The sequence below is a fragment of the Undibacterium parvum genome, assembly GCF_003955735.1.
Classification (GTDB): domain Bacteria; phylum Pseudomonadota; class Gammaproteobacteria; order Burkholderiales; family Burkholderiaceae_D; genus Undibacterium; species Undibacterium parvum.
This window is the reverse complement of record NZ_CP034464.1, coordinates 2848181-2862663: the sequence shown is the minus strand read 5'-3', so window position 1 is coordinate 2862663 and position 14483 is coordinate 2848181. Positions and strand designations below refer to the sequence as shown.

Annotated in this window: 10 protein-coding genes; 7 read left to right on the top strand and 3 right to left on the bottom strand. The window is 48.0% G+C overall.

All coding sequences use genetic code 11. From position 1 onward, the window contains the following. Nucleotides 1–64 precede the first annotated feature (64 nt). The 7 genes from ilvA (at nt 65) to rapZ (ending at nt 8378) form a co-directional block, all read left to right on the top strand. The gene (gene ilvA / locus EJN92_RS12535; RefSeq protein ID WP_126128132.1) at nt 65–1600 is read left to right on the top strand and encodes a threonine ammonia-lyase, biosynthetic; all 1536 of its coding nucleotides are present in this window, start codon (nt 65–67) and stop codon (nt 1598–1600) included. An 18-nt stretch (nt 1601–1618) separates the two neighbouring features. Beyond that, entirely contained in the window at nt 1619–2464 is an 846-nt protein-coding gene (queF, locus tag EJN92_RS12530; RefSeq protein WP_126128131.1) for an NADPH-dependent 7-cyano-7-deazaguanine reductase QueF, read from the top strand. A 46-nt stretch (nt 2465–2510) separates the two neighbouring features. Beyond that, a complete protein-coding gene (locus EJN92_RS12525; protein WP_126128130.1) occupies nt 2511–3140 on the top strand; it encodes a hypothetical protein in 630 nt (209 codons plus the stop codon). A gap of 104 nt (nt 3141–3244) precedes the next feature. Further along, nucleotides 3245–5923, top strand: a complete 2679-nt coding sequence (locus tag EJN92_RS12520; protein ID WP_126128129.1) for a sensor domain-containing phosphodiesterase — start codon at nt 3245–3247, stop codon at nt 5921–5923. 89 nt (nt 5924–6012) lie between these two features. Then, a complete protein-coding gene (locus EJN92_RS12515; protein WP_126128128.1) occupies nt 6013–6486 on the top strand; it encodes a PTS sugar transporter subunit IIA in 474 nt (157 codons plus the stop codon). A 54-nt stretch (nt 6487–6540) separates the two neighbouring features. Next, entirely contained in the window at nt 6541–7485 is a 945-nt protein-coding gene (hprK, locus tag EJN92_RS12510; RefSeq protein ID WP_126128127.1) for an HPr(Ser) kinase/phosphatase, read from the top strand. 29 nt (nt 7486–7514) lie between these two features. Further along, a complete protein-coding gene (rapZ, locus tag EJN92_RS12505; protein ID WP_126128126.1) occupies nt 7515–8378 on the top strand; it encodes an RNase adapter RapZ in 864 nt (287 codons plus the stop codon). A 56-nt stretch (nt 8379–8434) separates the two neighbouring features. On the opposite strand, the gene EJN92_RS12500 is transcribed toward rapZ, so the two are convergent. The 3 genes from EJN92_RS12500 to EJN92_RS12490 form a co-directional block, all read right to left on the bottom strand. Continuing rightward, a complete protein-coding gene (locus EJN92_RS12500; protein ID WP_126128125.1) occupies nt 8435–10117 on the bottom strand; it encodes a long-chain-fatty-acid--CoA ligase in 1683 nt (560 codons plus the stop codon). A 235-nt stretch (nt 10118–10352) separates the two neighbouring features. After that, complete coding sequence (locus EJN92_RS12495) at nt 10353–12035, bottom strand: long-chain fatty acid--CoA ligase (RefSeq protein ID WP_126128124.1); 1683 nt, start codon at nt 12033–12035, stop codon at nt 10353–10355. A gap of 267 nt (nt 12036–12302) precedes the next feature. Then, complete coding sequence (locus tag EJN92_RS12490) at nt 12303–14402, bottom strand: molybdopterin-containing oxidoreductase family protein (protein ID WP_126128123.1); 2100 nt, start codon at nt 14400–14402, stop codon at nt 12303–12305. Between the last annotated feature and the right edge of the window lie 81 nt (nt 14403–14483).

The following is a 14483-nucleotide window of genomic DNA, read 5'->3' as shown; positions in this document are numbered from 1 at the left end:
ATAAAACCATACATTATAATGAGACAAATTTAATCGCTTCGAACTTTCAACATGTGGCCTATTCATGACAACTGATTACCTGAAAAAAATCCTTACGGCGCGCGTCTACGACGTTGCCATAGAGACTCCGCTGGAGTTTGCTCCTAGCCTATCAGCACGCATGGAAAACAGGATTCACTTCAAACGCGAAGACATGCAAAGCGTGTTTAGCTTCAAGCTACGCGGTGCCTACAATAAGATTGCCCACCTGAACGCGGCACAGCTCAAGCGTGGTGTGATTTGCGCCTCGGCCGGCAATCATGCGCAAGGCGTGGCACTGAGCGCAGCGCGCGTCAAATGCAAAGCCGTGATTGTGATGCCAACCACTACACCGGCGGTAAAAATTGATGCGGTACGCACGCATGGTGGCGAGTTTGTTGAGATCGTGCTGCACGGTGATTCGTATAGCGATTCGTATGAACATGCTTTAACTCTTGAGAAAAAGCACAAGCTGACCTTCGTCCATCCTTTTGACGATCCGGATGTGATCGCCGGTCAAGGCACGGTAGGCATGGAAATTTTGCGTCAACACGCAGCGCCAATACACGCGATCTTTGTCGCTATCGGCGGTGGCGGCCTGATCGCAGGCGTCTCCGCCTATGTAAAGGCAGTACGACCGGACATCAAAATTATCGGAGTACAAAGTGTCGATTCCGACGCCATGGCGCGCAGCTTAGCCGCCGGAAAACGCGTCGCTCTGACCGATGTGGGCTTGTTCTCGGATGGCACGGCAGTTAAATTGGTAGGCGAGGAGACTTTCCGTCTCGCGCAACTCTATGTCGATGAAGTGATACTGGTCGATACCGATGCCGTATGCGCTGCGATCAAAGATGTGTTTCAAGATACCCGCAGTATTTTAGAACCAGCCGGCGCGCTGGCGATTGCCGGCTGCAAGGCCTACATAGAACGCGCTAAAGCAAATAAAAAACCGTTGAAAAACGAGAACATGGTGACCATCGCCTGCGGTGCTAACATGAACTTTGACCGCTTGCGTTTCGTTGCCGAGCGTGCAGAAATTGGTGAGGCCAGAGAAGCGGTATTTGCCGTCACGATACCGGAAGCGCGCGGCAGCTTTAGACGCTTCTGCGAAACCATAGGTGAGCGCAACATCACCGAATTTAACTACCGCATCAGCGATCAAAAAGCGGCGCACATCTTTGTAGGTATCCAGGTAACAAATCGTGGTGAATCTGAAAAAATCGCGAAAAATTTCGTCAAAAATGGTTTTCCAACTTTGGATTTAACTGACGATGAATTGGCCAAACTACACATACGCCATTTAGTTGGCGGCAAGAGTGCTTTGGCGGAAAATGAGTTGCTATATCGCTTTGAGTTCCCGGAACGCCCGGGAGCCTTGATGCGTTTCTTAAACAGCATGGCACCGAATTGGAATATCAGCCTATTCCACTACCGCAACCACGGCGCCGATTACGGCAGAACTTTGGTCGGCTTGCAGGTTCCGAAAAAAGAAATGAAAGCCTTCAAAGAATTTTTGAACACGCTAGGCTATCGCTACTGGGACGAAAGCAATAATCCAGTCTACCAACTCTTTTTAGGTTAAGCCCCTTAGTAATGCCCTATGAACACGAATAACCACAACCAGCCGGAACAATCCACGCTAGGGAAAACTGCCAGCTACACCACGCAGTATGATGCCTCGCTACTATTCCCTATCCCTAGGGCGGACAAGCGTCAGGAAATTGGCATCAGCAACAACTTGCCCTTTTTCGGCATGGATATTTGGAATGCCTATGAAGTCTCCTGGCTAAATCTGCGCGGCAAGCCGCAAGTGGCGATCGCCACGATTATGGCGCCAGCCGATTCTGCCAACATCATAGAATCCAAGTCTTTTAAGCTGTATTTGAATTCCTTTAACCAGACCAAGTTAGCGGACACGGACGCACTATTGAACTTACTGCGTACCGATTTATCGGCCGGCTTCGGGGCTGGGGTGCAAGTAAGCCTGCTGATGCAAGAAGACTTTTCCAAACTGTCTATGCAAGAGTTAGACGGTATTTTAATCGACCGACTCGATATAGAAGTCGATAGCTATGCCCCCAATCCATCTTTACTCAAGTGCGATAATCTGGTCGCACCGGTAGAGGAAACCCTAGTCTCGCATCTGCTAAAATCAAACTGCCTGGTAACCGGGCAACCGGATTGGGGCAGCGTGCAGATACGCTATGTCGGTGCGCCTATCGATCAGGAAGGTCTACTCAAATACCTGATAGGATTTCGCGAACACAATGAATTTCATGAGCAATGTGTAGAGCGTATTTTTACCGACATTATGCAGCAATGCGCACCACAAAAACTCTCGGTGTACGCCCGTTATACCAGACGTGGTGGGCTCGATATCAATCCATGGCGCAGTAATTTCAGTAGCGCACAGAAACCCTCAAACGCCCGCAATGCGCGCCAATAAACGGCGTCCATCTCGAAATTTTCTTTCATCAATTTAGCCCTCACTTATGTCATTATTTAATTTGAAAAAATTCGTCTCTTACCTGGCCGTCACCGCCCTACTCGCAGGTCTAAGCATAAACAGCTTTGCACAGGAAGCATCCAACAGCAGCCAGCCAGCCGTCACCAGCGTAGCGACAACCAGTCCCGAACCGGGTTGGTGGGAGCAGGCCAAGGCAGGCACCACGAACATTCTTGAAAACGGCGAACTCTCCATCATGCTCTCTGGTTACGCCAGACATGGTCGCAATACCTACACCGCTGAACGCATCGCAGAACTCAATGAAAACGCCTGGGGCCTGGGTTTTAGTAAGGCAGTCAGAAATAAAAAAGATAATGAAGACTCGCTATTTGGCCTGGCCATTTCAGATTCTCATTTCAAGCCACAATTTATGGCCGGCTATGCACATCAATGGATGCAACCGATAGGGGGTAATTTTGAAGCAGGTATAGGTTACACCGCGCTGTTAATTAGCCGTACTGATTATTTCTCCGGCATTCCTTTTCCTGGTGTATTGCCGGTCGCCTCTATCGGTACTCGCCGGAGTAAATTAATGGCATCGTATATACCGCGCCTGTCTCAGAACAAGGGCAACGGCGATGTGCTGCTGTTATTTTTGCGCCTGGACCTGAATTAATCGCGATTTGGCCGAGTGTCATCAATTGTAATTGTAGTTGTGAGCGCGCTGCGCTTACGCTACAGTAGACGCCAACTTTATTTTAAGTAAGAGCAGACTGTGCTGTGAGTCAATTAGCCCCAATATCCACCCGAGCGAAACACATCGATGCCGATGATTTTTGGCAAAGCCTGCGCCTTAAGCACGAACAAGATGCCAGTTTTTTCTTACTCGATGGTCTGATCGTTCACAGCAATCTAGCAGCCTTGCGCTTACTCAAGGCCGAGGATAGTAAGCAAGTTCTAGGCATGATGCCTGTGGCATTTTTGTTTGATCCTGCCTTAGCCGATCAAGAAATTTTTCAAAAAAGATTAGTCAAAAATCAGTCTGGCAGTAGTCCGCTACACTGTCTATGCCGAACGCTGGATCAACAAGTGATAGAGGTGGAAGTACGCTGCCTGGGTTTTATTGACGATGCCCACAACCTGATTCAACTGACCGTGCGCGACCTAAGCGCGCATCCGTTTTCAGCAACTCCCAAACTCAAACCAGAAGCGAAAATCATTACTCCGCAAGTGTTTGCGCGGGCCAATGAGGCCCTGCATCATGAACGAGAAATTCTTGAGATGATTGCTCAGGACAAGCCGCTGGCGCATATCCTTGAAGACGTATGCGATCGCATGGAGCGCCTGCTCGACAATGGCAGTCGCTGCGCCATCCTCTTATTTGATGCGGATACACAAAGCTTAAATTTGGGTGCTGCGCCCTCACTACCCGAAGAATATTTCCATGCATTAAAGCAGCACAACAAAGGACTAAACTCAGGCTCCTGCGGCGCGGCAATTGCCAGCACGCTGCTGTGTATCGTCGATGACATTGCCAGTAGCCCGCTATGGAAAGATGACGCTGAGCTAGCCTTAGGGTATGGACTGCGCTCCTGCTGGTCGCTGCCGATTAAGACTGCTTTTAACGTCATCCTCGGCAGCATCGATGTCTATCATGATGATCGGCACGCTCCGAGCAAGGACGAGCAAGCCTTAATGATCGATGTCAGTGCCCTAGTCGCTTTGGCGATAGACAAAAAAAATATGGAGCGCAGCCTGGAAGAGAGTGAAGAACGCTATCGAGCGGTCGTCACCAACTTAACCGAAGGCATTATGGTGCTGGCTTCAAAGGGGCAAATTCTGACCTGCAACCCTAGCGCGCAACGCATATTGAAAATCAAGGATTGCAACGCTGTAGGACGTAGGCATCGTTACTTTAAACGTATTATCAGCGAAGATGGCGCCACAATTGAGATGCGTAATGACCCCGCCTCGGTGGTCTTTCGCACTGGCCACCCTATCTTTAATTTATCGATAGGGCTGGAATTAGAAGACCATACCGTGGTGTGGTTGTTGGTCAATGTACTACCTATCAACGAGCCCAATAGCAAACTCACCAGCGCAGTATTAATTTCATTTACCGACACCACCGAAGTCAGAGAAACTCAGCGACAGTTGCAATACATCGCGGCGCATGACGCATTGACTGGACTCCCCAACCGCCATCAACTAAGCCAAAGATTGGCACAGGCACTGGCCAATGCGCAGCATCAACAAAAAAAAATCGCCCTGCTTTTTTTAGATCTGGATCGGTTTAAAAACGTTAACGATACCGCCGGACATGCCGCTGGTGACACCTTGTTGTGTGATGTTTCGACCCGGCTCAGTTCCTGCATCCGTAGCTCAGACATGTTGGCGCGTTTAGGCGGCGATGAGTTTGTCATCGTGGCAGAAGAGTTCGATAGTGCACTGCACTTAAAAGATCTGGCGGAGCGCGTTTTGGCACGTATGCGCGAACCCTTCTTGATCGATGGCAATGAATACCATCTCGGCACCTCAATCGGCATCAGCGTCTATCCGCATGATGCTGCAGATGCCTCAACCTTGTTACGTTGCGCCGATTCGGCCATGTATCTGGCCAAAGAATCAGGCCGGAATAACTATCAGTTTTTCACTACGGAACTGAATGTAAGAGCTCAGCATCGTTACGCATTGGAAAAAAACCTGCGTCGCGCCCTGACTGAGCAAGAATTTCTGGTTTTCTATCAGCCCAAGGTTTGCCTGAAAACCTCGGCCATCGTCGGTGCCGAGGCCTTAATTCGCTGGCAGATGCCGGATGTTGGCATTATTCCTCCTGATGAATTTATTCCTATTTCTGAAGAGATAGGCTTGATACTGCCGATAGGTCGCTGGGTTTTGGAACAAGCCTGTTTGCGGGCGAAATATTGGAGAGATGAATTTTTTCCGGATTTCGTGATTAGCGTGAATATCTCTCCTAAGCAATTTCAAGATCCAGGTTTATTTAACTTCATTCAACAAGTATTAAATGAGACTAAGTTGCCAGGGCAAGGATTACAGTTAGAAATTACTGAGGGCCTACTGATGGGCGAGTTAGACCTGCTGCTACCGGTGTTTACCTCCATCAAAAAATTAGGTGTCAGTATTTCTCTGGATGATTTTGGTACGGGCTTTTCTTCTCTGTCGTATCTGCAACGCTTCCCTATCGACAACTTGAAGATAGACCGATCCTTCATTCGTGATATTCCAGAAAAGCAAGACTCAGTAGTATTGACCCGCGCGATTATCGCGATGGCGAGCGCGCTAGGCTTAAGCGTCACCGCCGAAGGCGTAGAGAAAACCGAACAGTTAGACTTTTTGACCGACTCTGGCTGCCAAGAAATGCAAGGATTTCTTTTCAGCAAGCCGTTATCCGCTAGCGACTTTGAAAATTTACTAATTAGTCACACTCCTAAGTCATGATTTACGCGTAGTTTCAGAAAGAAGTCTATAATTTGGCGCGCACGGACTGTCCGTGCTTGACCAATGAGCATCACCACTGATTTTGCATCATGACGAATATCGCAAAAATACTCCCACTCGCTAATGTGCTGCTAGATCTTGAAGTCTCCAGCAAAAAACGTGCTTTTGAGCAAGCTGGTCTCTTATTTGAGAATAATTGCAGCATTGCTCGCTCCATCGTTTCAGATAATCTGTTTGCGCGTGAACGCCTGGGATCGACCGGCTTAGGGCATGGTGTCGCAGTACCGCACGGCAGAATTAAAGGGCTGAAAGCCCCGATAGCAGCCTTCGTACGCTTAGCAGAACCGATTCCCTTCGAATCTCCGGACGGGCAAGCGGTGAATCTCTTGATTTTCTTATTGATGCCTGACCATGTGACGCAACAGCACTTAGAAATTCTGTCAGAAATTGCCGAAATGCTCTCAAGTGAGGCTTTCCGAGTATCATTGACGACAGAAACTGATGCGCATGTAATTTACGAGAAAATTACGACTTGGAAACCAGATTTACAAGCGATTTCCTGAGTCCTAGCGACAGCACATCCTATGCGCCCGACGATCTATCATTAAGCAGCTACTATGCCAATACTCACTGAATTGACCGTACAGAAAATCTATGATGACAATCGTGACGCTTTACAATTAGGGTGGTTTGCTGGTTTTTCTGGCGGAGAAAAACAAATCACCGGAGATGCAACTTCCTCGGCAGATCAAGTAGGACATCTTAACCTCATACATCCTGGTCGTATCCAAGTCTTAGGTCATCAGGAACTCGCTTATTACCATAGGCTGTCACCACTGTCTCGTGGCAATCTAATCAAAGAGCTAGTCGCTGGCGCACCGCCTGCGCTGATCGTCGCACAGGGCTTGGAATCGCCAGCGCCTTTCCTGACCACCTGTGATGACAATAGTATCCCGCTGTTTTCCACGCCCTTACCTGCGGCCCAGGTAATCGATTATCTGCGGGTCTATTTATCCAAAAAGCTGGCGCAGCGGATTACCATGCATGGCGTGTTTATGGATGTGCTGGGCGTTGGCGTATTGATTACCGGTGAGTCTGGTTTAGGTAAAAGTGAATTAGGTCTGGAATTGATTTCACGCAGTCACGGTTTAGTCGCTGACGACGCGGTGGAGTTTTCGCGTATCGCACCGAATATGATAGAAGGGCGCTGCCCCGATCTATTGCAAAATTTATTGGAAGTACGTGGCCTGGGTTTACTCGACATCAAAACTATTTTCGGCGAAACCGCGGTGCGTCGTAAGATGCGTTTGAAATTAATTGTGCACCTGATTAGACGTAGTACTTTAGAAGAAAACTACGAACGCCTGCCTATCGATTCGGTCACAGAAGACGTATTGGGCTTACCCATTAAGAAGGTAGTCATTCCGGTTGCTGCCGGTCGGAATATTGCGGTTCTACTCGAGGCCGCGGTTCGCAATACTATCCTGCAGCTGCGTGGAATTAACACTTTAGAAGAGTTCATGGAACGCCAAAGGCGCGCTATGAATGAAGACAACGAATAGTAAGCTCTCACTCCTTACCGCTCCCACTTATGCGCATCTTGCTTATTTCAGGTATTTCTGGCTCAGGAAAATCGGTTGCACTTAATGTGGTAGAGGATGCCGGCTACTATTGTGTCGATAATTTGCCCCCTAGCCTCTTGCCCGAACTGATCACCACACTATTGAGTGAAGGCATACAAAATGCCGCCATGGCAATAGATTCACGTAGCGCCCATTTGCTCACCGGCCTGCCTGATACCATAGAAAAATTAAAACTGGAAGGGCATGAAGTCACGATCTTGTTCCTGACTGCTAGCACCGAGTCGCTGGTGGCACGATTCTCCGAAACCCGACGCAGCCATCCGCTATCACATAGATTGCAAAAAGCCCCATCGATAGGGGATAGGTTAAGTCTGACCGAATGCATAGAGGAAGAAAGGGAGATGCTAGCGACACTTCAATTCCTTGCTCATGTGGTAGATACGTCCAGCCTAAGCGCGAACACTTTACGGACCTGGGTGAAGGACGTGATTCAGGTTGAACATGCACCACTCACCCTGATGTTCGAATCCTTCGCCTTCAAAATCGGGGTGCCGCTGGACACTGATTTTGTTTTTGACGTGCGCATGCTGCCTAACCCCTACTATGACGTCAATTTACGTCCTTTGACGGGGCGCGATACAGCGGTAGTGGATTTTCTGGAAGCCCAAGCGATGGCGCAGGAATTATACGAGGACATCCGTCATTTCATAGAAAAATGGATGCCTTCTTTTAAACACGATAACCGTAGTTATCTGACTATAGGGATAGGTTGCACCGGCGGACAGCACCGCTCAGTTTTTATGGTGGAAAAACTGGCGGCCTACTTCAAGAGCTCAGAACAGGTATTGGTGCGACACCGACGCCTGTCCTAAACGTTGAGGATAAACGCATCTCTCGCGAAGAGCTGCGTTTATCTGCACAACACAAATTACGCAGCTTTTTTCTCGTCGCGCAGTTCACGACGTAAAATTTTTCCCACATTTGTCTTCGGTAAATCAGTACGGAACTCGATGTACTTAGGTTTTTTATAGCCGGTGAACTGCTCTTTACAATAATCCATTAACTGCTCAACGGTTAAATTAGGATCTTTGCGCACCACAAATAATTTCACAGCTTCACCAGAATTAACATCTGGGACACCAACGCAAGCGCATTCCAAAACACCGGGATGTAAAGCTAACACCCCTTCTATCTCGTTTGGATACACATTAAACCCGGATACCAGCACCATGTCCTTTTTACGATCAACGATGGTGGTGTAACCGCGGAAATCCATAATGCCGACGTCACCAGTCTTGAAATAACCATCAGCGGTCATAGAGTTTGCGGTCTCTTCAGGCCGATTCCAATATCCCATCATCACTTGCGGGCCACGAATAGCAATTTCACCAGAGTGTCCCAGAGGTAGGCGATTACCATCATCGTCTAGAATTGCGATTTCAGTAGACGGCAAAGGTAAGCCTATCGTGCCTGAAAATTCAGTGGTGCTGGCCGGATTGGCGGTGGCGACTGGCGAAGTTTCAGAAAGACCGTAACCTTCCAAAATGGCGCAGCCAGTGACCTTCAACCACTTGTCGGCAACCGCTTTTTGCACCGCCATGCCACCGCCCACGCAAATTTGGTAACCAGAAAAATCCAGTTTTGCAAAATCTGGGTTATTCAATAAGCCGTTATACAAAGTGTTAACTGCGGGGAAAATGTTCACTTTGTATTTCGCCAATTCTTTGACAAAACCTGGCATATCACGCGGATTGGGTATCAGCAAAGTCAGGGCGCCGATACGAGTACCGACCAAGCTACAAACGGTCAGCGCGAAGATATGGTAGAGCGGTAAGGCGCAAACCATGACTTTCTGATCTGCCGCGCCTTTAGCATCAGTACCAGTCATCAGCCATGCATCGTTTTGCAAGACATTTGCCACAATATTTCTATGACTTAAGACCGCGCCTTTAGAAACACCGGTGGTCCCCCCCGTGTACTGCAGGAAGGCGATGTCATCGTGCTCAAGATTTACCGGCTGAAATGGCAAGGATTTCGCCTCTGCAATGATCTGATTAAAGCCAACAGCGTTTGGAAGCGAGTAAGCCGGAACCATCTTTTTTAGCTTACGAACCACAAAATTAACCAGCGTACCTTTTATACCGCCTAACAAATCGCCCATGCTAGCAACAATAATATGCTTTACATTTGTCTTTGCGACGATCTGCTGCAAGGTAGTCGCAAAATTTTCTAATATGAAAACTGCTTCGGCACCAGAATCCTTGAGTTGATGTTCCAATTCGCGCGGGGTGTACAGTGGATTTACATTCACGACCGTGTAACCTGCGCGCAGAACTGCGGCAATCACAACCGGATATTGAAGGATATTGGGCATCATGATCGCCACACGAGCGCCTTTACTCAATCCCTTACTTTGTAGCCAGGCTGCGATTTTTTTGGACAAAACATCAAGCTCAGCGTAGCTCAAAGATTTGTCCATGCAGACATAGGCTTTGCGAGACGCATACTTCTGAAATGAATCTTCCAGCAAATGTACTAACGATTTGTATTGCGAAACATCGATCTCTGCAGGCACGCCTTGCGGATACGATTTTAACCAAAATTTATCCATGCTATTTTCCTAGTTGCTGATAAGTATACTGTGACAAACAATGCCATTCACACGGCAGCGTTAACAAACGCATAGAGTTTGACTAAAAAAGAGGAAGGTATAAACCTTCCTCTTTTTGTGAAATATTAAATAGTTCTCACGAAATTACATTTTTTATCAAGTATCTCACCGACTAAAAATTGTGTTTCAATATTTAAATTCAAGAATCTAAGAGAACAAAATACGAGAAAAAAATTTAAGCAGCTTTTTTCTCATCGCGTAATTCCCGGCGCAATATTTTTCCAACATTGGTCTTTGGTAAGTCGTTGCGGAATTCTATATATTTTGGTTTTTTGTAGGCTGTAAATTGTTCTTTGCAATAGGCCATCAATTGCTCGACCGTCAATGCTGGGTCTTTACGAACCACGAACAACTTAACCGCTTCCCCTGAATTTTCATCTGGGACACCGACGCAGGCACACTCCAAAACACCAGGATGTAGCGCCACCACCCCCTCAATTTCAGTCGGGTAAACATTAAATCCAGAAACCAAAATCATGTCTTTTTTACGATCGACTATCGTGGTGTAGCCACGGAAATCCATGATGCCGACGTCGCCTGTTTTAAAAAAACCATCGGCCGTCATAGAATTTGCGGTTTCGTCCGGGCGATTCCAGTAACCAACCATGACTTGTGGTCCGCGAATCGCGATTTCGCCAGGCTGCCCCAAAGGGAGGCGATTACCATCGTCATCTAAAATCACTACTTCGGTCGAAGGAATAGGCATGCCTATCGTTCCGGAGAATTCTTTCGTAGTAGCAGGGTTTGCAGTCGCCACTGGTGAAGTTTCAGACAAGCCATAACCTTCCGCAATCGCACAACCAGTCACTTTTAGCCATTTATCAGCGACCGCTTTCTGCACCGCCATACCGCCACCGCTACAAATCTCATATCCCGAGAAATCCAATTTGGCGAATTCAGGATTATTCAGCAAGCCGTTATACAAAGTATTCACGGCTGGGAAAACATTCACTTTGTACTTGCCTAACTCCTTGATAAAGCCAGGCATATCGCGAGGATTAGGGATCAATAGGTTCAACGCACCTATCCGTGTGCCTAGCAGACTGCACACTGTCAATGCAAAAATATGGTACAGCGGCAAAGCGCACACGATAATTTTTTGCTCTTTACCATGCTGTCCTTGCATACCCGGCATCAGCCAAGCGTCATTCTGTAAAACGTTGGCGACGACATTTTTATGACTCAAGGTCGCGCCTTTAGAGACCCCAGTAGTGCCACCTGTATATTGCAAAAAAGCGATATCGTCATGCCCTAAACTCACAGCTTGAAGTTGCATGTGTTCGGACTGTGCAAGCACTTGCTTAAAACGCAGTGCGTTAGGCAAGGAAAACGCTGGAACCATTTTTTTGACGTTACGCACGACAAAATTAACGATGGCCCCCTTAAGGGAACCTAGCATATCGCCCATGCTAGCCACCACTACGTGCTTGACGGCAGTCTTGGCGATCACTTTTTCCAAGGTAGTGGCAAAATTTTCCAGGATGAAAATCGCCTCAGCACCAGAGTCTTTTAGCTGATGTTCTAACTCACGCGGGGTGTACAAAGGATTGACGTTCACAACCACAAAGCCTGAGCGCAATATGGCGGCCATCACCACAGGATATTGCAAAATATTCGGCATCATGATGGCGACACGAGCACCTTTTTTAAGACCTATACTTTGCAGCCAAGCTCCAATTTTTTTCGAGAGAGTATCGAGTTCGCCATAAGTCAGAAATTTATCCATACACACATAGGCATTGCGCGCGGCAAATTTCTGAAACGATTCCTCCAGAAGCTGCACCAGTGATTTGTATTGTGTTACATCGATTTCTGCGGGTACGCCTTCCGGGTACGACTTCAGCCAAAACTTATCCATACTCATTACCTCGTCTCTGATTATTTTATTGTGTGATTAGCGTGTATACGTCTGTAGCCTAGAGCCGCATTCAAGCTATTCGCGACGCTATGAAATCGACAATACACCATGTCATAGCTTGATGCTATCCACTTCGATAAACCTAGGCAAGTCTTTTACCGTCAAGCCGAGTACATCCTCTAGCAAAATACGACAACATGAAAAATTATTTAAACTTGGTTTGCATTTAGTTTTACATAGTGTTACAAAAAAGCACGATCGTTACATTTAATTTTTACTGACTCCACTTTGTGCTTTCTCGACTTGCACCAAAACGTCATAAAACGTAGGACCACGTCCCATGTCAGTTAAATTCTGACTGGTGACTTCGTTGGCATTTTTATGATCGGAGGCAAATTTTTTCCACCAAATAGAGAGCCCCACGACCAAACCAATTCTGGCTTTTTCAGTGACGCGTGCCAAGGCGAGGAAAGAACCGCGGTCATTATAAATACGCACCATGTCGCCAGTACTGATATTGCGCAGCAAAGCATCCTCTGGGTGTATATCCAAATGCGGCTCGCCCTCAGTATCACGCAAGCTTTTGACATTGACGAAACTAGAATTGAGGAAATTTCTCGCCGGTGGAGAGATCATCGCAAGCGGATATTTTGCTGCGCAGTCAGGGTTACTTGCCACCGATTCATAGGGAGGAATAAAACTAGGCAAGGGCGCGAGACCATGTTGCAACATGGTCTCGCTGTAGAATTCACATTTGCCCGAGGGCGTAGCGAAGCGCCCGAGTGCGAAGGGCGCTTGAGCTACCTGCAGTTTGCGCCAGCCCTCTTTCTTTAACGAACTCCAATCAACATTGCCTGTGCGTGGATCGCTCGTTTTAAAAGCTTGCGCAGCAATTTCATCGTCCGTTTCGCTGAAGCACGCCTCGTCATACCCCATACGCTCTGCTAATAGGCGGAATATCTCAGTATTCGGTTTGGCCTCGCCCATGGGCGCTATTGCTGCATTATTCGCCATCATATACAGATGACCGTATGCGCTATGCGCATCTACGTGCTCCAATTGCGTAGTGGCGGGTAATAAAATATCTGCATAATCAGCGGTATCGGTCTGAAAGTGCTCGAGTACGACAGTGAACAAATCTTCTCTCGCAAAGCCTTGCGCGACCACACTGGACTCAGGAGCAATCGCAACAGGATTTGAGTTATACACGATCAGCGCCTCTATCTTTGGCCCAAAGGCAGCGCTACTGTCACGCATTAAATCATCGCCTATGGTGCTCATATTGATGGTGCGCTGAGCACCGCCGACCGGAAATAGATCCGGTCTTTGCAAGGCATCCATATCCTTAGCGAAGGAATCAGATAGCGATAATTGCACGCCACCCGCAGCATGCCGCCAGGCGCCGACCAGGGCCGGCAAGCAGGCGATATTTCGTACCGCCATGCCACCGCCATGCACTCTTTGTACACCGTAGTTCATGCGTATCATACTGGGCTCACCGCGTTGCGCCGAACTGCCATACTCACGCGCCAGGTCTATCACTTCTGTCGCGGTAATTCCGCAGACTTCTGCAACGCGTGTCGGATGCCATTCCTCCACCTGTTTGACCAATTGATCAAAGCCCAAGGTATAGCGCGCAATATAGTCATGGTCGAGCAAATCCTCTTTGATCAGCACATGCATGATCCCTAATGCCAGAGCCGCATCTGTACCCGGCAATAAGGCGATATGTTGATGACACTTTTCGGCCGTCAGAGAACGGTAAGGATCGATCGCAATCAGCCTGGCGCCATTGCGCTTGGCCTCTTGTGCCCGCATCCAAAAATGCAGACTAGAGGCGATCGGATTTCCACCCCAGATGATGATCAGCTTGGTATTTTGCGTCTGCTCTATGTCGGTGCCTACGCGTGCACCGATCGTGTACTTATAGCCGACACCACCGGCAGTAGCGCATATCGTTCTATCTAAAAATGAGGCGCCCAATTTATGAAAAAAACGTTGCGACATACTGTCGCCCTGTACCAAGCCCATGGTTCCGGCATAACTGTAAGGGAGTATCGCCAAAGGACTTTTTGCAGCGACAGCCTGCAGGCGTTCGGCTATCGTATCTAAGGCCTCGTCCCAGCTAATTCGAACGAATTTCCCTTCGCCTTTTTTTCCAACGCGCTTCTGTGGGTACAGTAATCGTTCAGCGTGATAAGTTCTTTCGGTATACCGAGCAACCTTGGTACATAAGACCCCTGCCGTAGTCGGATGATCAGGATCTCCGCGCACCTCAGTTGCTACGCCATCTTTCACCGTGACTAGCAAGGCGCATGTGTCTGGGCAATCGTGGGGGCATACCGCCCTAACTATATTACTACTCATCTTTTCTATCCCTCATTCCATGAATGGCTAAGTTAATAGCCGATAAATCAGGCGACAACAATAATGCGCTGGATTAAAACC